Annotated in this window: 24 protein-coding genes and 1 pseudogene; 18 read left to right on the top strand and 7 right to left on the bottom strand. The window is 69.7% G+C overall.

From position 1 onward, the window contains the following. Positions 1-100: 100 nt before the first annotated feature. Positions 101-541 (bottom strand): SET domain-containing protein, encoded by a 441-nt coding sequence (locus ACFFC4_RS09575; protein WP_375500160.1) that lies wholly within the window; start codon positions 539-541, stop codon positions 101-103. An 81-nt stretch (positions 542-622) separates the two neighbouring features. On the opposite strand from ACFFC4_RS09575, the gene ACFFC4_RS09570 reads away from it, so the two are divergent. The 3 genes from ACFFC4_RS09570 to ACFFC4_RS09560 are packed head-to-tail and all read left to right on the top strand — an operon-like array spanning position 623 to position 3,899. Continuing rightward, entirely contained in the window at positions 623-2,218 is a 1,596-nt protein-coding gene (locus tag ACFFC4_RS09570) for a benzoate-CoA ligase family protein (protein WP_375500158.1), read from the top strand. Between the two features lie 32 nt (positions 2,219-2,250). Continuing rightward, the gene (locus ACFFC4_RS09565) at positions 2,251-2,448 is read left to right on the top strand and encodes a hypothetical protein (RefSeq protein ID WP_375500156.1); all 198 of its coding nucleotides are present in this window, start codon (positions 2,251-2,253) and stop codon (positions 2,446-2,448) included. Continuing rightward, positions 2,445-3,899, top strand: a complete 1,455-nt coding sequence (locus tag ACFFC4_RS09560; protein ID WP_375500154.1) for a CHAD domain-containing protein — start codon at positions 2,445-2,447, stop codon at positions 3,897-3,899. Before ACFFC4_RS09565 ends, ACFFC4_RS09560 begins: the two co-directional genes overlap by 4 nt. Positions 3,900-3,918: 19 nt before the next feature. Here the strand turns inward: ACFFC4_RS09560 and ACFFC4_RS09555 are convergent, their stop codons facing one another. Next, positions 3,919-4,257: an STAS domain-containing protein gene (locus ACFFC4_RS09555; RefSeq protein WP_375500152.1), complete on the bottom strand. Its 339-nt coding sequence runs from the start codon at positions 4,255-4,257 to the stop codon at positions 3,919-3,921. Between the two features lie 150 nt (positions 4,258-4,407). On the opposite strand from ACFFC4_RS09555, the gene ACFFC4_RS09550 reads away from it, so the two are divergent. Then, on the top strand, positions 4,408-8,202 hold the full coding sequence (locus tag ACFFC4_RS09550; protein WP_375500150.1) for a SpoIIE family protein phosphatase: 3,795 nt from the start codon (positions 4,408-4,410) through the stop codon (positions 8,200-8,202). Here ACFFC4_RS09550 and bfr read toward each other — a convergent pair. Together bfr and ACFFC4_RS09540 are read right to left on the bottom strand one after the other, a co-directional pair. Further along, complete coding sequence (bfr, locus tag ACFFC4_RS09545) at positions 8,199-8,678, bottom strand: bacterioferritin (RefSeq protein ID WP_375500148.1); 480 nt, start codon at positions 8,676-8,678, stop codon at positions 8,199-8,201. The two genes, ACFFC4_RS09550 and bfr, sit on opposite strands and share 4 nt — an antisense overlap. 22 nt (positions 8,679-8,700) lie before the next feature. Then, entirely contained in the window at positions 8,701-8,892 is a 192-nt protein-coding gene (locus tag ACFFC4_RS09540; protein ID WP_375500146.1) for a bacterioferritin-associated ferredoxin, read from the bottom strand. A 110-nt stretch (positions 8,893-9,002) separates the two neighbouring features. Between ACFFC4_RS09540 and ACFFC4_RS09535 the strand changes: the two genes are divergently transcribed. The 9 genes from ACFFC4_RS09535 to ACFFC4_RS09495 all read left to right on the top strand — a co-directional run bounded on the left by ACFFC4_RS09535 (position 9,003) and on the right by ACFFC4_RS09495 (position 16,138). Next, on the top strand, positions 9,003-9,611 hold the full coding sequence (locus ACFFC4_RS09535; protein WP_375500144.1) for a hypothetical protein: 609 nt from the start codon (positions 9,003-9,005) through the stop codon (positions 9,609-9,611). Between the two features lie 45 nt (positions 9,612-9,656). Continuing rightward, positions 9,657-10,271 carry a TerD family protein gene (locus ACFFC4_RS09530; RefSeq protein WP_375500142.1) on the top strand — a complete coding sequence of 205 codons (615 nt, stop codon included), beginning with the start codon at positions 9,657-9,659 and terminating at the stop codon, positions 10,269-10,271. Between the two features lie 105 nt (positions 10,272-10,376). Next, positions 10,377-10,955 carry a TerD family protein gene (locus tag ACFFC4_RS09525; protein WP_375500140.1) on the top strand — a complete coding sequence of 193 codons (579 nt, stop codon included), beginning with the start codon at positions 10,377-10,379 and terminating at the stop codon, positions 10,953-10,955. A gap of 28 nt (positions 10,956-10,983) precedes the next feature. Continuing rightward, entirely contained in the window at positions 10,984-12,114 is a 1,131-nt protein-coding gene (locus ACFFC4_RS09520; protein ID WP_375500138.1) for a DUF475 domain-containing protein, read from the top strand. A 23-nt stretch (positions 12,115-12,137) separates the two neighbouring features. Beyond that, entirely contained in the window at positions 12,138-12,809 is a 672-nt protein-coding gene (locus tag ACFFC4_RS09515) for a tellurium resistance protein (RefSeq protein WP_375500136.1), read from the top strand. Between the two features lie 36 nt (positions 12,810-12,845). Next, positions 12,846-14,120: a toxic anion resistance protein gene (locus ACFFC4_RS09510; RefSeq protein WP_375500134.1), complete on the top strand. Its 1,275-nt coding sequence runs from the start codon at positions 12,846-12,848 to the stop codon at positions 14,118-14,120. Between the two features lie 12 nt (positions 14,121-14,132). Beyond that, complete coding sequence (locus tag ACFFC4_RS09505) at positions 14,133-14,618, top strand: hypothetical protein (RefSeq protein ID WP_375500132.1); 486 nt, start codon at positions 14,133-14,135, stop codon at positions 14,616-14,618. Between the two features lie 33 nt (positions 14,619-14,651). Continuing rightward, complete coding sequence (locus tag ACFFC4_RS09500; RefSeq protein ID WP_375500130.1) at positions 14,652-15,215, top strand: TerD family protein; 564 nt, start codon at positions 14,652-14,654, stop codon at positions 15,213-15,215. A gap of 131 nt (positions 15,216-15,346) precedes the next feature. Beyond that, positions 15,347-16,138: a hypothetical protein gene (locus tag ACFFC4_RS09495; protein ID WP_375500128.1), complete on the top strand. Its 792-nt coding sequence runs from the start codon at positions 15,347-15,349 to the stop codon at positions 16,136-16,138. Positions 16,139-16,145: 7 nt separating this feature from the next. Here ACFFC4_RS09495 and ACFFC4_RS09490 read toward each other — a convergent pair whose 3' ends face one another. Next, the gene (locus ACFFC4_RS09490) at positions 16,146-17,381 is read right to left on the bottom strand and encodes a TerD family protein (RefSeq protein WP_375500126.1); all 1,236 of its coding nucleotides are present in this window, start codon (positions 17,379-17,381) and stop codon (positions 16,146-16,148) included. A 49-nt stretch (positions 17,382-17,430) separates the two neighbouring features. Between ACFFC4_RS09490 and ACFFC4_RS09485 the strand changes: the two genes are divergently transcribed. After that, on the top strand, positions 17,431-17,637 hold the full coding sequence (locus ACFFC4_RS09485) for a hypothetical protein (protein WP_375500124.1): 207 nt from the start codon (positions 17,431-17,433) through the stop codon (positions 17,635-17,637). A 321-nt stretch (positions 17,638-17,958) separates the two neighbouring features. Continuing rightward, positions 17,959-18,117, top strand: a complete 159-nt coding sequence (locus ACFFC4_RS09480) for a hypothetical protein (protein WP_375500122.1) — start codon at positions 17,959-17,961, stop codon at positions 18,115-18,117. Between the two features lie 7 nt (positions 18,118-18,124). On the opposite strand, the gene ACFFC4_RS09475 is transcribed toward ACFFC4_RS09480, so the two are convergent. Next, positions 18,125-18,790 carry a TerD family protein gene (locus ACFFC4_RS09475; protein ID WP_375500120.1) on the bottom strand — a complete coding sequence of 222 codons (666 nt, stop codon included), beginning with the start codon at positions 18,788-18,790 and terminating at the stop codon, positions 18,125-18,127. Between the two features lie 94 nt (positions 18,791-18,884). Here ACFFC4_RS09475 and ACFFC4_RS09470 point away from each other — a divergent pair, with 94 nt between their 5' ends. The 3 genes from ACFFC4_RS09470 to ACFFC4_RS09460 are packed head-to-tail and all read left to right on the top strand — an operon-like array spanning position 18,885 to position 23,253. Then, a complete protein-coding gene (locus tag ACFFC4_RS09470; RefSeq protein ID WP_375500118.1) occupies positions 18,885-20,060 on the top strand; it encodes an HpcH/HpaI aldolase/citrate lyase family protein in 1,176 nt (391 codons plus the stop codon). Next, positions 20,057-22,399: a phosphoribosyltransferase domain-containing protein gene (locus ACFFC4_RS09465; RefSeq protein ID WP_375500116.1), complete on the top strand. Its 2,343-nt coding sequence runs from the start codon at positions 20,057-20,059 to the stop codon at positions 22,397-22,399. Before ACFFC4_RS09470 ends, ACFFC4_RS09465 begins: the two co-directional genes overlap by 4 nt. Next, positions 22,396-23,253 carry an HAD family hydrolase gene (locus ACFFC4_RS09460; protein ID WP_375500114.1) on the top strand — a complete coding sequence of 286 codons (858 nt, stop codon included), beginning with the start codon at positions 22,396-22,398 and terminating at the stop codon, positions 23,251-23,253. The genes ACFFC4_RS09465 and ACFFC4_RS09460 overlap by 4 nt, the downstream gene beginning before the upstream one ends. Here ACFFC4_RS09460 and ACFFC4_RS09455 read toward each other — a convergent pair. Next, a pseudogene (locus ACFFC4_RS09455) lies at positions 23,183-24,471 on the bottom strand (serine hydrolase domain-containing protein). The gene ACFFC4_RS09460 and the pseudogene ACFFC4_RS09455 overlap by 71 nt on opposite strands. Between the last annotated feature and the right edge of the window lie 11 nt (positions 24,472-24,482).

Genomic DNA, 24,482 nt, shown 5'->3' with positions numbered 1-24,482 from the left:
AACTCGTTTCCCTCAATGCGCTGTGCGCGTGGTGGCTGCTCGCCATGGCATGGCTGGTCATCCGTGGTGTCCTGCGTCGAGCAGATGCCGCCGCTGACGATCAACCGGCGAGCATCGTTCCGCGGCACGCCGGAGAGCCACAGCGGCAGGCGTACACGGCAGCCGCCTCCGCGGAGTCGTCATCGAGGCTAAGCCGGTAGTCGATGAACAGTTCCGCGCCGGCGGGAATGGCCTGCAGGGTGACCACGTGGATCGTGCCCTCGTCGTCGATCGTCTCGCAGTTCGGATCGCAGCCGTGGTTGATGAAACGGGATTCGTTGCCGCCGCTGCCGCCGTCGATGACGCGCCCGTCGCCGAGGTCGAAGAAAAACGTGTGGTCGGGATCGCCGTCGGCGGCCTCCCAGCGCGCCTGCGCGTCGTTCCAGTCAATGACCTCGCCCGCGTAGTCGAGCAGGAACTCCTCGGCGCCGAGGTCGACGGCGGCGTACAGGCCCCGGCCGTGGACGGGGGAGTTGCCCACTCGAAATTTGGCCTTGGTCACCGCGCGAGCGTAGCCAAGGACGTCCCGCGCCGATTTGCTACGAAGTCTTGACGTAAACGCAGCAAAATGTAGAGTTTGGCCATGAGCGAGCTCACCGCTTCCGACGCGATCCACGCCGCCAATGCGACCGAGTACCTGCTTGACCGGCATCTGGCGGCCGGCCGCGGCGAACGCCTTGCCCTAACCGGCGTCGGCGGCGACGTCACCTATGCGCAGCTGCACGAGCGGGTGGTCCGGGTGGCGGCCGGCCTGCGTCGCATCGGTCTGCAGCCCGAGCAGCGGGTGTTGATGCTGATGGCCGACACGCCGGAGTTCGTGGTGATCTATCTTGCCGCTATGCGGATGGGCGCGGTGCCCGTGCCGGTCTCGACCATGACGAACGCGGCCGGCCTGGCCGAGCTGCTGCACGACTCGCGAGCCCGGCTGCTTGCCGTCACCACCGACTTCGCGGCCCTCGCCACGGCCGTCGTCGCCGAGGCGACCTGCCTGCAAGGCGTGCTGACCGGCCCTGATGTCGAGGTCGCCACCACGTTGCCGGTGCACCCGATCGACCGCCTCGACGGTCCTGACGGCTCGCTGTACCCGAGCACGCCCGACTCGCCCGCGTTCTGGCTCTACACGTCGGGGACGACCGGCACGCCGAAGGGTGCGATGCACCGGCACGGCGCCGTCCGCGTCGTCTGCGAGACCTACGGCGCTCAGGTGCTGGGCATCACGGCCGACGACCGTTGTCTGTCCGCGGCCAAGGCCTTCTTCGCCTATGGTCTCGGCAACTCGGTGCTGTTCCCGCTGGCCGCCGGCGCAGCTGCCATCCTCGAGCCGACCCCGTCTCGACCCGATGTCATTGCCGCGCGGGCGCGCGAGTTCGGCGCGACCCTGTTCTTCGCCGGCCCGACGTTCTTCGCCAACATGCTGCGCGCCGAGCTGCCGGGCGACTCGCTCGGCGCCGTGCGGCTCGCGGCCAGCGCCGGTGAGGCGTTACCCGGCGCGCTGTACGAGCGGTGGACGGCGCACTTCGGCGTCGACATCATCGACGGCATCGGCATGACCGAGATGCTGCACATCTTCCTGTCCAACCGGCCCGGCGCGGTACGTCCCGGAACCACCGGCGTCGCCGTCCCGGGGTACGACCTGCGCCTGCTCGACGACGACGGCCGTGAGGTGGAACCTGGCATGCCAGGCACGCTGTTCGTGCGCGGTGACTCGACGGCCACCGGCTATTGGTCGCGCTACGCGGCGTCCCGCCAGGTGTTCCAGGGTGAGTGGCTGCGCACCGGCGACACCTACGTGCAGGACGCCGACGGTCACTATCGCTGCCTCGGCCGCACCGGCGACATGCTCAAGGCCAGCGGTATCTGGGTCAGCCCGGCCGAAGTCGAGGCGCGGCTGCTCGCACACGATGCGGTGGCGCAGGCGGTGGTGGTCGCCGCACTCGATCTCGACGGGCTCGAGAAGCCGGTGGCCTATGTGCAGCTGCACCCGCAGCACTCGGTTACCGAAGACGAGCTCGTCGAGTTCTGCCGGGCCGGGCTGCCGTCGTTCAAACGGCCTCGGCGGGTGGTCTTCATCGACACCTATCCGACGACTGCCACTGGCAAGATCCGGCGGGTCGAGCTGCGGGCCGAGGCCGCAACGGTACTGCTCTCGCCGCATGCGGCCGCCGCTCTGCCGTCCTGACCCCGGTGGGTCCTGGTGGGTACGGTGCTGGGATGACCGAGCCGAAACATGAACGCATCGACGAGCAGCGGGTGGCGGATCGTGCCGAGCTGCTGCCCGAGGAAGTAGGCGTGGGTAGCGACGACGCCGCGGCGCAGGCCCGCATCGTCCTGGAGGACTCCGACGCCCGCACCGAGGATCCGGAGCAGACCAAGGCCGAGTCCAGCCAGACTCCCGACCGACAACCATGACCGACACGCAACGAGAGCGCGAACTGAAGTTCGACCTGCCCGACACCTGGGAGCTGCCTGACGTCTCCCGCTTCGTGCCTGAGGGCGGATCGGTGCAGCACGAGACGCAACGCCTGGAGAGCACTTACTTCGACACGGCCGGCCGCGATCTGTTCGGCTCGCTGGTCACCCTGCGCCGACGCACCGGCGACGCAGACAACGGCTGGCACCTCAAAATCCCGATGGACGGCGCCCGGCAGGAGATCAGGCTGCCGCTCGAGGGCAGTCGCGGCGTGCCGGCCGAGCTGCGCACCCTGACCGCCGGCCTGCGCGGACGCGCAGCCCTGCGCACGATTGCCACCCTGCGCACCGAGCGCGAGGTGCGCCGCATCGTCGACGCCGAGGGCGCCGGCCTGGCCGAGATCGTGCACGACACGGTCACCGCCACCGTGAAGCACGAGTTCTCCGTCATCCGCAGCTGGCACGAGGCCGAGGTCGAGCTGCTCGGAGACGTCAAAGGCAGCGGCGGCGACGAGAAGCTGCTGGCCCGCATCGCCACGTGGCTCGGCAAGTACGGCGCTGAGCCGTCGGCGAGCATGTCCAAGCTGGGCCGCGCACTCGAGGCGTCGGCCCACCCCGCTCGCCCCACGTCGACGGCGGCCGGCGTCATCGGTGCCTACCTCAACACCAACTTCGCCGCGATCGTGGCCGGCGACGTGACCCTGCGCCGCGACGCGGCCGTTGCGCTTGCGGTCGACGAGCTGCACGACAGCATTCACGCCACGCGGGTGGCCAGCCGCCGCTACCGCAGCACACTGCGGATCTTCGCGGCGATGCTCGACGGTGAGCGGGCAGCCGCCCTCGACGCGGAGCTGTCCTGGTTCGCTGCGGCACTCGGCGAGGTGCGCGACCGGCACGTCCTGCGCCGTCACCTCGACGCCGCCTTCGACGAGCTCGCGGCCGAGCTGGTGGTCGGACCGGTTCGCCGCCGCGTCGGGCGCACCCTCGACGCCGAGGAGGCCGCGGCCCGCGCCGGGTTGAACGAGGTCATGGCCTCGGCGCGCTACATCGCGTTGCTGGCCGAGCTACGCAACTGGACGGCCGACCTGCCGGTTCACGACTTCGACGAGCCGGCTGTTTCGCTCGAGCGCCTCGTACGCAAGGCGTCGAGGACGATGGACAAGCGGATCGCGGCAGCGCAGGAGGCCAGCACCGACGACGCCGCGTACCACCGGGCCCGCAAGGCGGCCAAGCGGGCGCGCTACGCCGGTGAGCTCGCCATCCCGGTGATGGGCAAAGCTGCACGGCAACTGGCCAAGCAGGCCAAGAAGCGCCAGGAGCTGCTGGGCGATCGGCAGGACGAGGTCGTGGCGGCGGAGTTCCTGCTGCGGCTGGGTACGTCCGGCGGGAACGGCTTCACGCTTGGGGTGCTCCATCAGCGTCAGCGTGCGTTAGCCGAGAGCGGCGGCTGACAGTCCTGCTGCTCGATTCCTATTGTTCGAGGACGGCGTCGACGGTGTGGCCGACCGGGATCACGTCGGTGAGCCGCGTGATCCGCAGGATCTTGACCAGGTGCGGCTTGGTCGAGGCGATGGCCAGCCGACGCTCCGACTCCGCCAGCTTCTTCATGGTGCCGACGAGCACGCCCAGCGCCGAGGAGTCGATGAAGTCGCTACCGGCCAGGTCGATGACCACGGCGTCGCGGGTGTCCTCGGCGGTGAGCTCGGTCAACGCCTCGCGCAAGGGCTCTGCCGAGTACACGTCGAGGTCACCGACGGGCGCCACGACCACGGCGCCCGGACGGCGGCTGATCTCCAGGTGGAAGTCCACGCGCTGATCCTCTCGTCGCGCCGAGGGTCGCGCGCGCTAAGACCCTAACCCGGTCCGGCGGTGCGACCGACAGGCCCTTGGTGTCTCCTTCATGATCGATCGGTAGGGTCCGTTGCACCGACACCCGAGGCGAGAGGCCCCGCACCGACCATGGCCGACGCGCGCGAGGCGGAGCTTTTCGATCTCGATACCGACATCGGCCGCGCCTACGCCGCCGTCGACTGGTCGGCCGGCCCGCTCGGGCCGCCTGCCCAGTGGCCCGAGAGCCTGCGCGCGACCTTCTCGCTCATGGTGTCCTCCCGCTTCGCGATGTGGATGGCCTGGGGCCCACAGCTCACCTTCTTCTGCAACGACACCTATCGACGCGACACTCTGGGCGTCAAATACCCGTGGGCGCTGGGCCGCCCGGCCACCGAGGTGTGGGCGGAGATCTGGCCGGACGTCGGTCCGCTGGTTGACGGCGTGCTGGCGGGCGACGGAGCCACCTGGGACGAGGGTCTGTTGCTGTTCCTGCAGCGCAGCGGCTTCGTTGAGGAGACTTACCACACCTTCTCCTACAGCCCGCTGACCGGCGACGACGGCGCGATCGCCGGGATGTTCTGCGTGGTCAGCGAGGACACCGACCGCGTTCTGGGTCAGCGTCGCATCGGCGCCCTCAGCGACCTCGCATCCGGACTGTCCATTGCGAGCTCGAGCACCGAGATCTTCGCCGCGGCCGAGGCGCGCCTGGCCAACGATCCCTACGACCTGCCCTTCGTCGCCGGCTACCTGCTCGAGCCGTCCGATCAGGGCCATCCGGTAGCGCGGCTTGCGTTCCGCAGTGGCATCCCGGCGGGACACGACGTTGCTCCCGCGTCGTTCGTGCCCGGCGACAGCAGCACCCCGTGGGCGCAAAACTGGCCGGTCGACGACACCCCCCACGTCGTCGAAGGACTCCCCGAACTGTTCGACGACCTGCCGACCGGCGCGTGGTCCCAACCGCCGACGCGCGCGGTGATCACGGCCCTGCGCACCAGCGGTGAGCACACCCGGATCGCAGGCGCACTCGTGGTGGGCATGAACCCGCATCGGGCGGTGGACGATCACGCAGTCGAGTTCGTGACCCTCGTCGCCGACCAGCTCGCTGCGGCGGTAGCGCGTGGGCGGGCCTTCGACGCCGAGCGCGAGCGCGTCGCGCAGATGGCCGAACTGGACCGGGCCAAGACCACCTTCTTCACCAACGTCAGCCATGAGGTCCGCACCCCGTTGACCCTGCTGCTCGGTCCGGTCGAGGACGCGCTCGCGGACACCTCATCACCCCTGGACGCCGCTCAGCGACGGCGTATCGAGGTCGTGCATCGCAACGCCGAACGCCTGCTCAAACTCGTCAACACCCTGCTCGACTTCTCCCGTCTGGAGTCCGGGCGCACGCAAGCCATTTTCGAGCCGATCCCGCTGGACCGGTTCACGGCCGAGCTCGTGAGCATGTTCGACTCCGCGTTCGACCGAGCCGGGCTGATGATCACGGTGGACTGCGCACCGTTGCCCGAGCCGTTCTTCGTCGACCGTGAGATGTGGTCGAAGATCGTGCTCAACCTGATGTCGAATGCGCTGAAAGCGACGTTCACCGGCGGCGTCACCGTCCAGCTCACGTCCACCACCGACGGCGCGGCCCTGAGCGTTGGCGACACGGGCGTAGGCATCGAGCCCGACCAGCAGGCGCGGCTCTTCGAGCGCTTCCACCGGGTCTCGGGAGCGCGCCTGCGCACGCACGAGGGCTCGGGCATCGGTCTTGCGCTGGTGGCCGAGCTCGTGGCGCTGCACGGCGGCGCGGTGTCGGTGGTCAGCACCCCTGGCGAGGGCAGCACGTTCACGGTCACCGTCCCGGCCGGCTCGGCGCACCTGCCGGCCGACCAGGTTGTCGCGGCTGGCCACGGCTCAGCGCAGACGACCTCGGCGGCGCTCGGCGCCGGCTATCTCGCCGAGGCCGCGCGCTGGGTCGAGACCAACCCCCGGCCGCCGGACGAGCCTGGCCACGACATAGCTGCCGCCGACTCCGAGATGCGCCTGCCCGGCCGCCGTATCCTCGTCGTCGACGACAACGCCGACATGCGCGAGTACGTCAGCGACGTGCTGGCCGGCGAATACCTGGTCGAGACCGCGTCCGACGGCGCGGCCGGGCTCGCCCAGGCGATCGCCGACCCGCCGGACCTCATCCTGACCGACGTCATGATGCCGGTGCTCGACGGCTTCGGCCTGCTCAAGGCGTTACGTGGGGAGCCGACGACCGCGCACATCCCGGTGGTCATGCTCTCGGCCCGTTCGGGCGAGGAAGCAGCGGTCGAGGGCCTCGAGGCCGGCGCCGACGACTACCTCGTCAAGCCGTTCTCGCAACGCGAGCTACGGGCCCGGGTGCGCACCAACCTCGAGTACGACCGGGTGCACCGGGTCGCTGACGAGCTCGCCCGCAGTCGCGAGATGCTCGCGCACGCCGAAGAGCTCGCCCAGGTCGGCAGTTTCGAGTACGACGTCGAGACCGACAGCCTGCGTGGCACCGCCCAGTTCTTTGCACTGACGGGCATCGACGCGGTCACGGCCCGGGAACGGGGCGAGCGCATCACCATCGAGTCGATCAGCAGCGGGGACCGCCAGCGGGTGCGCGCCGCGATCGGCGACAGCGTCGCCGACGGTGCCGACCTCGATCTCGAGTTCGGCGTCGGTGCGGGTGCCGGGGCAAGGTTGCTGTGGTTGCGGGCTGTCGTCGACCAGGACAGCGACGGCGCCGCATCGCAGTTGCGCGGTTCGGTCCAGGACATCACGGCACGCGCCGCGGCGCAGGCGGCGGCCGAGGCGGTGGCCGCGGCTCGCGAGGTGGCGGCCCGCGAGCACGAGATCGCACACGAGCTGCAGCAGAGCCTGCTGCCGCAGCGCACCCTGCAGGCAGACCACCTCGACCTCGCCGCGTTCTACCGGGCCGGCGTCGAGGGCACCCAGGTCGGCGGCGACTGGTACGACGTGATCGAGCTCGACGCCGGGCGCACCGCGTTCGTGCTCGGCGACGTCATGGGCCGTGGCATCCAGGCTGCCACCGTCATGGGGCAGCTGCGGGCCACGGTGCGCGCCTACGCCCGCATCGAGCTCGCACCCGACGTGCTCATGCAGCTGTTGGACGATGCGGTCCGCGACATCCGTCCGGACATGATCGTCACCTGCGTGTACGCGGTGTACGACCCGACCGACCAGTCCTTCACCTACGCGAACGCCGGTCACCTGCCGCCGTTGCTGGTGCTACCGGGCGAGCCCGTGCGTCGGCTGACGGAGGGCGGCCCGCCCCTGGGCACGCAACAGGGTTGGTCCTCGCCCGAGACGATCACCTTGCCGACCGGGGCGATGCTTGCGCTCTATACCGACGGCCTCGTCGAGCGGCGCGGGTTGGACGTCGGCGAGCGCATCGACCTCTTGGCGGCGTTGCTGGGCAGCGCTCCCGAGGACATCGACGCCATCCCTGCCTACCTCACCGAGGCGCTGCTGCCCGGCGGGCCCGACGACGACGTCGCCCTGCTCGTCGCGCGGGTGTCCGACCGGGCCACCGACGACCGGGTCATGGTCATGGCCGTGCCCGACGACGTCGTCGAGGTAGGACCGGCCCGCGATCGTGCTGCGGCCTGCATCACCGAGTGGGGTGGCGACGACGCCCTGGCCGAGGACGTGCGGCTCATTGTCAGCGAGCTGGTGACCAACGCGGTGCTGCACGGCGAACCACCGGTGCAGCTCCGGGTTCGCAAGGGCGGACGCCGGTTGCTGATCGAGGTCTACGACAGCGCAGTCAGCTCCCCCCAGTTGCGCCGCGCAGCGCCCAACGACAACCACGGCCGTGGTCTGCTGATCGTGTCGATGCTCAGCCAGCGGTGGGGCACTCGTCCGACGCCCAGCGGCAAGTCGGTGTGGTGCCAGCTGAGCTGCTAGCTCGACGGTTGTTCGAGCTGCTGCGCGAGGTAGAGCTGCTCGCCGACCTGGTCGAGCAGCGCCAGCTGGGTCTCGAGGTAGTCCACGTGGTGCTCTTCGTCGGCGAGGATGTTCTCGAACAGCTTGCAACTGGTGATGTCGTGCACGGACCGCATGTACTCCGCGCCTCGGCGCAGCCGGTCGATGGCCTCGGTCTCGACGGCGAGGTCGGCCACGAACATCTCGCGCACCGTCTGGCCGATCCGCAGCGGGAAGATGCGCTGGTAGTTGGGCAAGCCCTCGAGGAACAGGATGCGATCGGTGATGACCTCGGCGTGGCGCATCTCGTCCATGGACTCGGAGCGGGTGTAGGCCGCGAGCTTTGCCCACCCGAAGTTCTGTTGCATCTTGGCGTGCAGGAAGTACTGGTTGATTGCGGTCAGCTCGGCGCTCAACTGCTCGTTGAGGAACTCCAGGACCTGCTCATCGCCACGCATGGGTGCAATCCTAGGGGATCGCTCAGGCGACGAGGCGGGTCAGTGGGCAGCTGCCGCAGCGTGCCTCGACGATCTCGTCGATGTGGTCGTGACAGGTACCGCAGCTGGTGCCGGCCCGGGTCGTCCGCCCGATCTGCTCCAGTGAGTCGGCCCCGGTGTCGACGGCGCGGTGGATCTGGGTGTCCGTGACGGCGTGGCAGATGCACACGTACATGCAGTCCTCCTCGCTCCGCCCGGCTGTTGTGGGAAGCGTAACCTCATTTAGGCATGGCTTACAAGACGTGCGTGCCACGTGTCGGCACGAGGGTCCGCGATACTGGACGGGTGCAGGACGACGAGCTGGCCGAGTCCGACATCCGCAAACGCGCCGCGTGGCTGCTGGTCATGCTCGCGGTGGTCGCCGGGCTGTTCGTGGTGCTCAGCCTCACCTTGTTCAACTCCTCTGACAAGGGCAAGTCCGACGGCCAGGTTGACGACCTCCCCACCGACGTCCCGACCTCCGTCTCCCCGTCGAGCTCGGCCGGCCGCTCCGCCGGCGCTTCGACCACGACGCCGTCCACGGGACTGAGCAGCTCCAGTGGTCCGGTGCCCACGCCATCGTGTCCGAGCGATGCGACCTGCGCGGTCAAGGGCGATGTCGGTGGCGCGATGAGTGCGATCAACGTCTACCGCGCCCTGCACGGCAAGAATGCGGTGCCCACGACCTCGACGTCCGAGGCCGAGCAGTGCGCGCTCACCAGTGGCAGTAAGTGTCCCAGCAGCTTCGTCTGGGTCCGCGTCGACGACCTCAGTGGCTCGGGCGTCGTCCAGGGCGTCACCGGGTTCAACTCCTCCGACGACCTGCTCGACGATTCGGCGAAGTCCTTCGCGGTGGGTTGGGCCTACAACCCGGCGAGCAAGAGCCTCTCGTGCGCTTTGCTCCGTAACGACTAGCTTTGCAACGTCGGTCCGTTCCTCTTGCCCGTCTGGAGTCTCGTCGTGGGTGTGAATCTGACCAAGGGCGGCAACGTGTCGCTCACCAAGCAAGCGCCCGGCCTTACCTCCGTGGTCGTGGGCCTCGGGTGGGACGCCCGCACGACCGACGGCCGCGCCTTCGACCTGGATGCGAGTGCGATCGTCACCGACGCCGACGGCCAGGCGATCTCGGACCAGCACTTCGTCTTCTTCAACAACAAGACCTCACCCGACGGCGCGGTGACGCACTCCGGCGACAACCTCACCGGCGAGGGCGGCGGCGACGACGAGCAGATCACCGTCACGTTGCAGTCCCTGCCGGTGCAGGCCGGCAAGGTCGTCTTCCCGGTGTCGATCTACGAGGGCGAGGCCGGTGGTTCCAGTGCAGGGCAGACCTTCGGCCAGGTTCGCAACGCCTTCATCCGGGTCGTCAACCAGGGCGACGGCACCGAACTGGCGCGCTACGACCTGTCCGAGGACGCGTCCACCGAGACCGCGATGGTGTTCGGCGAGCTGTACCGCAACGGCGAGGAGTGGAAGTTCCGCGCCGTCGGGCAGGGGTACAGCGCCGGTCTCTCCGGTATCGCTCGGGACTTCGGCGTGCACTCTGAGCGGTCCGGAACCGAATCCCGCGGGTAGGACGTTTGACAACACAGGGCACGGAGAGGACACACAGCAAATGAGCGACGCTTGCGGAGCGATAAATGGGCATTGCGTCTCTGCATGCCTGAACGGAGTGAAGGCATGAGCGTGAGTTTGAGCAAGGGCGGCAACGTCTCGCTGACCAAGGAGGCGCCCGGGCTCACTGCGGTGCTCGTCGGGCTGGGCTGGGACGCGCGGACCACCAGCGGCGCCGACTTCGACCTCGATGCCTCTGCGCTGATGATCGGGACGTCGGGCAAGATCCTTTCGGACGCGCACTTCGTGTTCTTCAACAACCTGACCTCGCCCGACGGCTCTGTGGAGCACCTGGGCGACAACCTCACCGGCGAGGGCGACGGTGACGACGAGGAGATCAAGGTCAACCTCGCCGGCGTCCCGCCCGAGGTCGACAAGATCGTCATCACGGTGTCGATCTACGACGCGGAGACCCGTCAGCAGTCCTTCGGCCAGGTGCGCAACGCCTACATCCGCGTGGTCAACCAAGCTGACAGCGCCGAGATCACCCGCTACGACCTGTCCGAGGACGCGTCCACCGAGACCGCGATGATCTTCGGCGAGCTGTACCGCAACAACGCCGACTGGAAGTTCCGTGCCGTCGGCCAGGGCTACAGCACCGGACTTCGGGGTATCGCCCTGGACTTCGGCGTGAACGTCGGCTGACGGCAGCGACTCGGACAGGGTGTTCTCAGTGTTCTTTAGAACCTTCGGGTGGTCCATCGCCATAGCCGTCGTCGGGCTAGTGCTCGGCTTCGTCTATGACAGCGGCGAGGGTCTGGCGCTGGCCGCGATCCTGGCTGTCCTGGAGATATCGCTGTCCTTCGACAATGCCGTCGTCAACGCCACCGTCCTGGTCAAGATGTCGCCGTTCTGGCAGAAGATCTTCCTCACCGTCGGCGTGGCCATCGCCGTGTTCGGCATGCGGCTGGTCTTCCCGCTGCTCATCGTCGGGATCACGGCCAAGCTGAACCCGGTCGAGGCCGTCCGGTTGGCGCTGGAGAAGGGCGACCCGGACGAGAAGGGCACCTACGGTTACCTGCTGCACCAGGCGCACCCCGCCATCGCGGCCTTCGGCGGAATGTTCCTGCTCATGCTGTTTCTCGATTTCGTCTTCGAGGAACGCGAGATCACCTGGCTGTCGTGGATCGAGAAGCCACTGGCCAAGATCGGCAAGCTCGACCAGCTCTCCGTCGTGATCGCACTCGGCGTGCTGGCCACCTCGGCCTACACGCTGGGCAAGAGCGCCGACACCGCGCAGCCCGACCGCATCTCCACGATCCTGGTGTCCGGCGTGCTCGGACTGGGCACCTACCTGCTGGTGAACGGGCTGGGTGAGTTCTTTGATGTCGACGATGGAGACGACGACGATGGCGAGACCGCCGGTGCCGGTGCCGCGGCCAGACCACAGGTCATGCAGGTGGCCGGCAAGGCCGCGTTCTTCCTGTTCCTGTACCTCGAGGTCCTGGACGCGTCGTTCAGCTTCGACGGGGTCATCGGCGCTTTTGCCATCACCCCGGACCCGATCATCATCGCGATCGGCCTGGGCATCGGCGCGATGTTCATCCGTTCACTCACCGTGTACCTGGTTCGGCAGGGGACCCTGAACGAGTACGTCTACCTCGAACACGGTGCGCTGTGGGCCATCGGCGCGCTGGCCGTCATCCTGCTGATCAGCATCGAGTACGAGGTGCCGGAAGTCGTCACCGGTCTGATCGGTGTCGCATTCATCGGCTTGGCGCTGCTGTCCTCGATCCTGCGCAACAAGCGCGAGGGCGACACCACCGAGCCCGACGCCAAGACCGTCGAGCCGGCGGCCGTCTGAGCGTTCGACTGAGAGGAATTGCCATGGGAATCGACTACACCAAACGCCCGGGCGCCGCGCCTGCTGGGCCCCCTGCGGGTGGCGTATCGCTGAGCAAGGTCACGTTGACGAAGTCGGCGCCGTCCGTGTCGCTCACCAAGCACGGCGGCAACTCCGGCGTGATGGCGATCAACCTGAACTGGAACGCCAAGCCGCCGGCCAAGGGGTTCTTCCGCAAGAACACCCAGCTCGACCTCGACCTGGGTTGTCTCTACGAGTTCGCCGACGGCAGCAAGGGCGTGGTGCAGGCACTGGGTAACGCCTTCCGCGCCCGGCCGCGCACGGGCAGCCAGGACCTCATCTGGCTCGACGGTGACGACCGCTCCGGCGCGGTGAGCACCGGTGAGAACCTGTTCATCAACCTCGAGGGTCTGGCCGAGATCCGGCGCATCCTCGTCTTCGCCCTGATCTACGAGGGCGCGGCGAACTGGGCCGAGGCGCAGGGTCTGACGACCATCACGCCGCGCGGCGCCGCCCCCATCGAGATCCACCTCGACGACCCGCAGGACGGCGCGCGCATCTGTGCCATTGCCCTGCTGAGCAACGAGAACGGCGCGCTCGTCGTGCACCGCGAGGTCAACTACCTCAACGGCGCCCAGCGCAAGCTCGACGAGGTGTACGGCTGGGGCATGAACTGGACAGCCGGACGCAAGTAACGTAGCGATCGAACCCTCGGACCTAGGAGTCGATAAATGTCCGAACTGGACCTCAACGCCGTTACGGCACTGACCGCGGCCGCACCGGCTGCCGCCCCTGCCGCCGGTGGTCTCGTCCTGACCCCACCCGCGCCGGTGTCGGTCGTCAAGGAGGAGCAGGTCGCCGGCGCGGTGCCCGTCGACGACGCCAAGAAGAACGAGCTGGCCTCCCGGGCGGCGGCTTTCGCCAACGAGCTCGCCGCCATGGACGTCCATGCGCCGGAGTTCACCAAGAAGGTCGACGCCATCACCTCGATGGGTGACAAGGAACTGCGCGCGTCGGCCCAGGTGTCGAACCGGATGCTCGACCGGCCGGCTGCGGCGATGAAGGCCGGTAAGGGCAGCGGGGGCGGCGACGCCCAGACCCGCGTTGCCGGCACGCTCAACGAGCTGCGCAACACCGTCACCGAGCTGGACCCGAGTCGCGCCGACCTCACCGGCATGAAGAAGGTGCTGAAGTGGCTCCCGGGCGGCGACAAGATCGCCCGCTACTTCCAGAAGTACGAGTCCGCACAGACCCAGCTGAACGCGATCATCAAGGCTCTCGAGGCCGGTCAGGATGACCTGCGCAAGGACAACGCAGCCATCGAGACCGAGAAGGTCAACATGTGGACGACCATGGGCAAGTTGAGCGAGTACAACGCGCTCGCCACCGCCCTGGACGAGGCCGTCACGCAGAAGGTCGCCGAGCTCGAAGCCGCCGGGAACACCGAGAACGCCAACACCCTGAAGTCCGATGCCCTGTTCGCGATCCGGCAACGCCGCCAGGACATCATGACCCAGATGGCGGTCTCGGTGCAGGGCTACATGGCCCTCGACCTCGTCCGCAAGAACAACCTGGAGCTGATCAAGGGCGTCGACCGCGCGCAGACCACAACCATCTCGGCGCTGCGCACCGCGGTGATCGTGTCGCAGGCGCTCGCCCGGCAGAAGCTGGTCCTCGACCAGATCAGCGCGCTGAACACCACGACGTCCAACCTCATCGAGTCGACGTCCAACCAGCTGCGCATCCAGGGCGCCGAGATCAACCAGCAGGCGGCCAGCTCGACGATCGACGTGCAGAAGCTGCAGGCCGCGTTCGACAACGTCTTCCAGACCATGGACGCGATCGACTCGTTCCGGGCCCAGGCCACGGACTCGATGGCGCAGACCGTCACGGCGCTGGAGGGTCAGATCGAGCGGGCTCGGCCCTATCTCGAGCGGACCCGCCGCCAGGAAGGCGCGACCGCCGAGCTGCCGGGTGGCAACCCGAACGCGCTGCCCGGCTCCTGACCGGTCCGCGCCATGGTCCTGTTCCGTCGCGGGCACGACGAGCCCGCCCCGGCGCCCGACCCGGCGGAGGAGGACGACTCGCCTCAGCAGTTGCTGCGTGAACAATGGGAGCTGGTGCAGTTCATCAACCGCAGCGCGGGCAAGCTGCCGGTCGAGGCCGTAGTTGTTGCCCGCGAGATCACCGACCGCATCCGCGAGGTCATCGACACCGCCACCGGTGACCAGCTCGACGTCTATGCGGTGGTGCAGATCAAGGGCATCGTCGGGGATTACCTGCCCACGACGCTGCGGACGTACCTGAACCTGGACCCGCGGCTTACCGACCAGGTCGGTCCCTCGGGGCGCACGCCACGGGCCGCGCTGCGCGAGCAGCTGGACTCCCTCGCCGGCGCGGCCGGCGAGCTGGCCACGGCGGCGCGCGAGCACGACGTCAACGCCCTGTTCACCCAGGGCAACTTCCTGCAGACGAAGTTCAGCCGCTCGGACCTCGACCTGTAGCTCTCATCGTCGGACACTAGGCTCCACACCGAGATGGCCGAGATGAAACGTGGCGCCAACGTCGCGCTCACCCGCGAGGTCCCAGGGCTGCAGACGCTCGTGGTCGGGGTGACGTGGAACGCCGGAGCCGAGCGCGTGCTCGATGACAACCTGGTGCTTGCGGCCGTGCTCTGCGGTCCGGACGGGCGGGCCCGCAGCGACCAGGACTTCGTCTTCTTCAACCAGATCAGCTCGCCCGAGCAGTCGACGCAGCACCTCGAACAGAGCCTGGACGGCGACAACGAGCAGCTTGAGATCGAGCTGGCCGCGGTGCCGCCCGGGATCGAGCGGATCGTGCTCGTGCTCTACATCAACGACGGGCCGGCCCAGCGACGCACCCTCGGCCAGCTGCGCTCGTGCGTCGTGCGGGTACTCAATGCCGCCGGCCACGCTGAGCTGGTGCGCTCCGAGGACCTGTCGCGGGCGTTTCACGCGGAGACCGCGGTCAGCCTCGGTGAGGTGTATCGCAACGGGCCGGACTGGAAGTTCAAGGTGTTGGGTCAGGGCTACTCGAAAGGCATCACCGGTATTGCGACGGACTACGGGATCCCGCTCTGAACACCGACCCGGCCACCGCTGCGCCGCGGGCCGACCTGACTTTCCTGCGTCGCCGCTCGCGGCCGCGGCCGCCCGCCCCACCCCTGGCTCCTGCGTCGATCGACTACTCTCATCATCGCCCGCGCCAGGACGTGCCTGCACCGGCCGCACCGCCGCCGGCCGCGTCCAGGCCGAAGATCGACTTCAGCCGGCCCGACCGCCGACCGGTGGTGCCGCCCGCGCCAGCCGCGTCCTCGCCCGCGGCCGCCGACCCGCTGGACCTGTCGTCGCGACCGGCAGCCGCCTCGCCCTCGGTGCCGGCGAGCGCAGCAGCTGCCCCGCCCACCCCTCGTGGACCCGCGCTGACGCGGCGCCAGGACCGACGCGTCGGCGGACGCGAGCAGATTCTGCTCAGCGTCAAGGAACCCACCGTCACCCTGACCCGGGTCCAGTCCGCCGTGGGGCACCTGACGATCGAGGCCGTGTGCTCGGCGGAGGTCGGCGACCTGCGGCTGGGCGCGGTGTATCAGTTCCGTTCGGGCGGGACGTCGACCGTGCAGCACGCGGGCGGTAATCGGTTCGCGCCCTCATCACGTCGTCCGGTGATCGTGGCCGGGAGCGAGGAGTACGAGCGGCTGTCGGTCGACCTGCGCCAGATCCGCGACATCGAGCGGATCTCGGTCTACGCCTTCTCCGAGTCCCGCACGCCGCTGGTGTGGGGCGGCACGCTGGTGCTCGACACCTTCGGCGGCGGCCGGCTCGAACTGCCGCTCGAGACGTTGTACCAGAGCACCGTCGCGGTGCTGCTGTCCCTGTACAACCTGGATGGCGAGTTGGTGATCCGGGCCGAGATGGAGTCCATCGTCGGTGACGTCCGCGAGGCTGCGCGCGCCTACGGTTACGACCGGATCGCCTGGCGCGACGACCGGTCGCCGGTCGACTGAGTCGTGCCTACGGGGCGGTGGCGTGCCGAGTGGCCGGGCCGACGAGCCCCTTGCCGGTCTTGGCGTCCTGGAACTCGCCGAGCGCGCGCATCTCCCACGTGCCGTCGGGCGTGCGCCGCAGCGCGGTGATCAATACGGCGGTGGCCGGCTCGGACTCCGAGAGGTTGTAGCGCACGAGTTCCGTGCCACTGTTCGACTCGACGAGCCGGCAGAAGGCGTTCTTGACGTCGGTGAACCGTTGACCGCGAAACGACGTGATCGTGAAGACCAGGGTCGTGATGTCCGGCGGCAGCGCGGTGAGGTCGACGTCGATCTTCTCGTCGTCGCCGTCGCCCTTGCCGGTGAGGTTGTCTCCCTGGTGGCGGATCGCGCCCTTGAAGCCCTTCTTGTGGGCGAAGAAGACGACCTCGCGCTCCTTACCGGTGTGGTCGAAGGCGATCACCGACGCGTCGAGGTCGATGTTGCCGCGACCGCGCGCCGGATCCCAACCCAGGCCCATGGTCACCTGAGCGAGCGGCGGCGCCCCGGACTTGACCAGGCTCACGCGCGAACCCTTGACGAGGCTCACCCGGCCCTTGTCGAGGTTCACGGGAGCGGGCGCAGTTGCCGGTGCCGCTGGCGCGGTTCCCGGGAACTGCGGCGCCGGGCCCGGCGGCGGTGGGGGCGGCATCGGCGTGCTCGGGTACGCAGCTGCGGGCGGTGGCGGCGGGGGAGCAGCGGGCGCGGGGTCGTCGCCCACGGAGATGCCGAAGTCGGTGGCAAGGCCACCCAGACCGGAGGCGTAACCCTGCCCGACGGCCCGGAACTTCCAGGTGCCGTTGCGCTTGTAGAGCTCGCCGCTGAGGATCGCGGTTTCGGTGGCGGCGGTCATGTTATAGACCGCGATCGGCGTTCCCGATACCGCGTCGGAGAGCGTCAGCCGCAGGCCGGGCACCTGACCGAACGTCCCGCCGTCGGCCGAGGCCGCGAGCACGACCCGCTCTACGGTCGGCGGCAACGCGGCGAACTGCACCTCCACCGCGTCGGCCGTGGCCTGCTTGCCCAGGTGCCGCACCGCGCCCGACGCGTGCTGCGGCTGGTTGTAGAAGATGAAGTCACCGTCGTCGGTAACCCGGCCGGACTCCTGAAGCAGCAGTGCGGAGGCGTCGACGTCGGGCACCCCCGGGCCGCCGGTCCACGAGAGCACTGCGCGCACGGTCGGCACGTCGATCGGACAGTTGCCGCCCTTGCTGATGGCCGTCATGGCCCCATCGTGTCGCATTCGCCTGTGTCCGCCGCAAGAGGCAGCTAGCGTGACCGCGCCGAAGCCGACCGTCCGGTTGCTGGAACACCTGCGGTTACGGAACCCGGTGGCCGCGATCCTGGCCCGGGTTGCGCTGGCGCTGCTGATCGTCGGCGTCAACTGGCTCATCGTGCTGATCGAGCGCAACTCCTACACCGACAGCCACGACGGCAGCATGTCCGCGGTCGACGCGCTGTACTACACAACGGCACGCTGACGACCACGGGCTACGGCGACATCACCCCGGATCGTGGACGTCGACGCCCGGTCGGCGCCGGTGGCTGCGGCGGCCGATGCCAGGCACGTCGCGGTGCAGGGCGACGCGGCGCACGAGGAGACGCTGCCATGTGCGCTGATCGAGCGGCCCGCGAGTCGCACAGCGCCGACCTGCTGCGGCAGAGCGGCGCCAGCTCGGTCATCGTGTCGTCCGAGACGGTGGGCCGCCTGCTGGGCCTGACGCCGCCGGGCCCGCAAGCCGTCGAGGTCCGTCGAGGACCTGGTCTCGTTCGGCACCGGGCTCGATCTGACGCAGCGCCTCGTGCGGCCGGCCGAGGTCGGTGTCGATCCTCGCGCCCTCGACCAGCCGGTGCTGGCCGTGCTGCGCGGCGCCGCGCTGTTGCACTACGACCACGCCGGGGCCGCGCCGTTACAGGCCGGCGACGAGCTGATCTACGTTGCCACCTCGCTGAACCCCTAGGTCACCGTCAGCTGAGGTCGAGCAGCGGATCGTAGCCGGGCTCGCTCGGCGCGGCTGACGGGGTTGTGGGCACCGGCGTCGGAGGCGGAGCTGCGGGAGCCGGCTGGGCAACGGGAGCAGGCGCTGCCGGAGCCGCAGCTGGCTCGGCCGGCCCGCTGGCCTCGATGCCGAAGTCGGCGGCCAGCCCGGCCAATCCCGTCGAGTACCCCTGCCCGACGGCGCGAAACTTCCACTGGTCGTTGCGCCGGTAGATCTCGGCGCTGACGAAAGCAGTCTCCGGACCGGCCTGCATCGGGAAGGACGCGAGCACCGCGCCGCTGATGAGGTCGAGCAGCACCATCTCCAGGGCCGGCACCTGCCCGAACGTGCCGCCGTCGGCCGACGCGGCAAGGACGATCCGGGTGATGTTCGCGGGCACGAGCGACAGGTCGACATCGATCTGGTCCGAGGCCTGCGGGGGCGGCAGCCGGCCGGCCATCCGCACCGCGCCGCTCGGGTGCTGCGGCTGGTTGTAGAACACGAAGTCGGTGTCGGCGCCGACCATGCCGGACTCGTTCAGCAGCAGCGCAGAGGCGTCGACGTCGGGTATCCCGGGCCCGGCGCCGAAGCGCAGGGTGGCGCGGACAGCGGTGGCCGGGATCGGGACGTTGCTGCCCATGCTCATCTGCGTCATGCGCGAAATCGTGCCAGATCGGGGTGCCGGATCGCGGCCCGAGCGTTCGCGCGACGTAAGCGCCGCGTACACCTGCCCGTGGCACTATGCGCGGATGAGGCACTTCGATTTCCTCGCCGACGAGGAGCGGGACCGGCTGTTCGCGCAGCCACCGCATGCCTTCGACGTCGACGACGGCCCGGCGCTGCTGGGGGTGGCGATGGGCGCGACGCTGTACTGCCCGGCCACCAGGCCGAACCTGGCGGCGGACATCGAGCGGCGCGCGGCCACCGGCGTCATGAGCATGGTCGTCTGCCTCGAGGACTCCGTGCCCGACAGCGAACTGGCCGCGGCCGAACTGAACGCGATCCACCAGCTGGGTCGCCTGCACCGTGATGGTGCTGCGCTGCCCCTCGTCTTCGTGCGGGTGCGGCACCCCGACCAGATCCCGATGATCGTCGACGGCCTCGGCGAGCGGGCCGACGTGCTGACCGGATTCGTGCTGCCCAAGTTCACCGAGCTCAACGGCGCCGACTACCTCGACGCCGTCCTGGCGAGCGGGGAAGCGCTCGGGCAGCGGATGCTGGCTATGCCCGTGCTCGAGTCGCCGGAGTACGGCCACGCCGAATCGCGGGCGGTCAGCCTGCTTGCTGCGCGCCGGCTGCTGGACAAGTACCGCCACCTCGTCCCGGCCGTTCGGGTAGGGGCCACCGACCTGTCCGCTGCCTACGGGCTGCGCCGCGCGCGCGATTTCACCGTCTGGGACCTGCGGGTGATCAGCGACGCCATTGCCTCGGTGCTCGACGTGTTCACCCGCGTCGACTCTCCCGGCGCGACTGACGACAGCTATGTGGTCAGCGGCCCGGTGTGGGAGTACTTCCCGACGTCCGAGCGCATCTTCAAGCCGCAGCTGCGCGAGACACCCTTCGCCGAGCACGAGGACCGCGCGCTGCGCGCCGAACTGCTCGCCGCCGACCTGGACGGGCTGATCCGCGAGGTGGTCCTCGACCGCGCGAACGGGCTCACCGGCAAGACGGTCATCCACCCCACGCACGTCGCGGCGGTCAACGCCCTGTCCGTCGTGGCGCAGGAGGAATGGGCCGACGCGAAGGACATCGTGGCCACCAACGGCCACGGTGGTGCGGCCGCGTCCAGCTTCGGAAACAAGATGAACGAGAGCAAGCCGCACACCGCGTGGGCCGAGCGCACCCTGCTGCGGGCCCGGCTGTTCGGCGTGGTGCGCGAGGGCGTGTCGTTCGTCGAACTGCTGGGTGCGGTCCTGCACCCATGAGTTGGGTCTCCGACCACCTGGGCGCCGTGGTGACGCCTGACATCGATGCTGTCGTTCCGCTCGAGGACCTGGTTCAGGTGGCGCTGCGGCGCAACCCGAAGCGACCACAGCTGCTGGTCTCGACGGTGCTGGGCAAGCACATCCCGGCGCCACCCGCGGCGGTGCACGGCGCCGGCCTGCTGCTCGGCGAGTTGGTGGCCAAGCAACTCGACGGGCGGCCGGCCGCGGTGCTTGGCTTCGCCGAGACGGCCACCGGCCTGGGGCACTGCGTGGCCGAGGCGTTGGGCGCGTACTACCTGCAGTCCACCCGGCGCGTGGTCGGCACGGCGCACCCGTTCGCCGGGTTCGAGGAGGAGCACAGCCACGCGACGAGCCACCAGCTGCTACCCGCCGACGTCAAGGCCTTCACCGGTGAGCCGGTGCTCGTCCTGGTAGACGACGAGTTCTCCACCGGTCGCACGGCGATGAACACGATCCGGGCCCTGCACGCCGCGGCACCGCGGGAGCGCTATGTCGTGGCGGCGCTGGTCGACCTGCGTGCCCCGGCCGACCGCGCCACGCTGGTTCGCTTCGCCGACGAATTGGGCGTACCGGTGGACGTCGTGGCCCTGGCCGCCGGCTCGCTGACCACACCTGACGATTTCGCGCCGCGGGTCGCCGACCTCGTGGCGCAGCACCTCAGCCCTTCGCAGGGCACCGGCGACGGGACCGCCGAGGTCGTCGAGGTCCGCGGCTGGCCGGCCGGCGTCCCGGTCGGCGGCCGGCACGGCTTCGTCGCTGGGCAGTACGCGTCGGCCCGGGCCGCGGCGCAGGCACTTGCCGCCCGCGTCGAACTGGTCGGCCCCCGCACGCTCGCGCTCGGGACCGAAGAGCTGATGTACGCGCCGTTGCTGATCGGTCTCGCGCTGGGCGAGCGCGCGGACGTGCGGGTCTCCTCGACGACCCGCTCGCCGGTGCTCGCCCTGGACGAGGACGGGTACCCGATCCGCACCGCCCTCGCCTTCCCTGCGCACGATCATGCCGAGGACGGGCCGGGGCCGCGCTTCGCCTACAACATCGGCCTCGACTTCAGTGACGTCGTCGTCGTCGTCGATTCCGACGCCGATACCCCTGAGTTCCGCACCGGCTTGGTGCGCGAACTGAGCCGGAGCTGCGAGCGGGTGCACGTCGCCGTCCTGCCGACCGACGCACCGCTGCCCACCCCGCTGCGCGGACCGGCGTTCGGGTCCTACGCCGCCGACGAGGTCGCCTGGCTGCTCACCGACCTCTCCGACGCCGCCCTGGAGGCCCCCACCGAGGAGCGCGAGGAGGCGGTGCAGTCCGGCGGCGCGCACTACGCCGAATCGCTGCCGGTCGAGTACCAGCCCGACGCCGCGTACCGGGCGCTGTTCGAGGCCGCCCTGGACGATGCGGCAGCCCGCATCGCGCACGCCGTCGGCGCGGTCACCGAGCTGGTACTCGCCGAACGCGGCCGACAGGTCGTGTTGGCTTCGCTGGCCCGCGCCGGCACGCCGGTCGGCGTGCTGATGCGTCGCTGGGCCGCATCGCAGCACGGCATCGAGCTGCCGCACTATGCGGTCAGCATCGTGCGCGGCCGGGGCATCGACGCCAACGCGCTGCGTTACCTGGCTCGGCACCACGATCCGGCCGATGTTGTCTTCGTCGACGGCTGGACCGGTAAGGGCGCCATTGCCCGCGAGCTCGCCGCCGCGGTCGAGGACGCCAACGCCTTGCTGGGCACCGATTTCCACCCCGACCTCGCTGTCCTCGCCGATCCGGGCCGGTGTGTGTCGACGTACGGCACCCGCGACGACTTCCTCATCCCGTCGGCCTGCCTGAACTCGACGGTGTCCGGGCTGGTGTCGCGCACCGTCCTGAACCGCGACGTGCTGGCGCCCGGCCAGTTCCACGGCGCCAAGTTCTATCGCGAGCTGGCGGCCGGCGACGTCTCCAACCGCTTCCTCGACGCGATCACCGACCGGTTCGCCGAGGTCGCCTCGGCCGTGCAGGCCGGCGTGGCGGCGGCGCGCGCCGCCGACCGCACGCCGACGTGGACAGGCTGGGCGGAGGTCGAGCGGATCAGCGCCGAGTACGACATCGGTGACGTCACCCTCGTCAAGCCCGGGGTGGGTGAGACAACCCGGGTGCTGCTGCGCCGGGTGCCCTGGGCTGTGCTCGTGCGCGCCGGCGCCGACCTGCCGCACGTCCGATTGCTGGCCGAGCAGCGCGGGGTGCCCGTCCGCGAGGTCGACGACCTGACCTACAGCTGCGTCGGGCTCATCCACCCCCGCTACACCCGCGGAGCGACGGGTGCGGACGGGACGGCGGTGAGCGGATGACGACTCTCATTGCCACCGACCTCGACCAGACCCTGATCTATTCCCGCCGCGCGATCGCCCGGTGGGGCGGTGGGTCCGCGGCCATCGCCGCGGTGGAGCAGTATCAGGGCGTCGACTCGTCGTTCATGACGGCCATCGCAGCGGCGACAATGGCCGAGCTGACTGAGCAAGCGACCGTCGTCGCGACCACTACCCGGACTCCAGAGCAGCTTGCGCGGGTGCGCCTACCGGGCGGGCCGACCGCCTTCGCCGTCGCCGCCAACGGTGGCGTGCTGCTCGTCGACGGCGTACCGGACGTCGACTGGGGTCGAGCAGTGGCCGAGCGGGTCACTGCCGGCGCGCCCGTCGCAGAGGTGCTGGCGCACGCGCAGGACACCTGCCGGCCGGAATGGACCAAGCTCGTGCGTACGGCGAGCGACCTGTTCTGCTACGCCGTGCTCGACCGCGCCGGCCTGCCGGACACGTTCGTCGCCGACGAGGCCGCGTGGGCCGCCGAGCGCGGCTGGCAGGTGTCGTTGCAGGGTCGCAAGCTCTACTGGGTGCCGACGTCGTTGACCAAGAGCGCGGCCGTGGCCGAAATCGTCCGGCGCACCGGCAGCGACCGGGTGCTGGCCGCCGGGGACTCCCTGCTCGACGCCGACCTGCTGCTCGCCGCCAACGCGGGCATCGCGGCTCGCCACGGGGAGCTCGTGGCCAGCGGTTGGAGCGCGCCGCACATCGAGGTCACCGCGGCCGACGGCATCGTGGCGGGCGAGGAGATCGCCGCGTGGTTCGCGGCGTCGCTCAGCGCCGCCAGTCGCCGAGGTCCAGACCGTCCGGCACCACCTCGGCGGGCGCGTACGGCTGCCGGGTGAACACGAACGACCCGAGATCCAGGTGCGTGATCGCGCCCGAGCTGTCTCGCCGGACGTCCAGGAACTCGCCGTGGTAGTAGCCGTTTCGGCCCCGCCACCGGCCGTCGTGGGAGCGTACGAAGCGGGCCGCGCGCCCGCGGGTACCGATGCCGGCAAGGTCGAGGTGGCCGTCGGCCCGTAGCGAGATCGACACCGGCACCGCGCCCCAGTACCACGGCCCGATCAGCTCGTACGCGTCATCGTCGACGGTCTCGGCCGGCGCCCAGGGGACCGGCATCGTCGGCTCGCGGTCGCGGACGATCGCGAGCAGGTCGGTGAGCACCGCACCCATCGCGAGCCCCGACCAGGCGTTGCTCTGCACACTCACGGTGAGTCCGTCATCGGGTGCCGTCATCATGACGGCCAGGAAGCCCGGCATGGAGCCGGTGTGCCCGTAGACGACGTGCTCGCCGAGGCGCAGCAGCTGCACGCCGAGCCCGTACGAAGCAGTCCAGGTCGGGTCACCCGGGGCCACCGCCGGGGTGCGCATCAGCTCGACCGTGTCGGGCGCCAGCAACCCGGCACCGTCGCCACCGAGGAACACCCCCAACCGGCACAGGTCACCGGGCGTCGACCACAGCTGACCCGCGCCGGCCAGCAGCCCGTGGTCGTGGACGGCTCGGGCAACAGGACGTCGGCCCAAGGATGGACGGCCCACCCGAGTGCGTGGGCGCCGGTGGGCAGGTAGTCGGTACGGGTCATCCCGAGGGGGACCAGGACCTCATCGCGCAGGACGTCGAACCACGGCCGGCCGACCTTGGCGGTGACCAGCGCGCCGAGCAACCCGAAACCGGGGTTGGAGTAGTGGTGGACGCGGCCGGGCACGTGGCGCAACGGGTCCGCGGTCAACACGTCACGCAGCTGCGGACGGGTCTCGCCGGAGGTCCGCTCCCACCAGGGCGGCGGGGTCTCGCTCGCAATACCAGCGGTATGGCTCAGCAGCTGGTAGATCGTCGAGTCGGGGGCCGGCGAGTCCGGCAGGTGGTCGCCGATGCGGTCAGCGAGGTCAAGTGCACCGGCCTCGACCAGCCGCAGCACGCAGACGGCCACCATCGTCTTGGTGATCGAGCCGATGCGGTACTCGGTGTCGGGGCTTGGTTCGACACCATCGACCAGGCCGGCGGAGCCGAACCACACCGGCTCCCCGCGCCGCGCGACCGACGCGACGATGGAGGGCACCCGGGCATCGC

It is taken from the genome of uncultured Jatrophihabitans sp. (assembly GCF_964244045.1).
GTDB lineage: Bacteria > Actinomycetota > Actinomycetes > Mycobacteriales > Jatrophihabitantaceae > Jatrophihabitans.
Note: the sequence above shows the minus strand (reverse complement) of the source record. Positions and strands in the feature narration are given on the sequence as shown.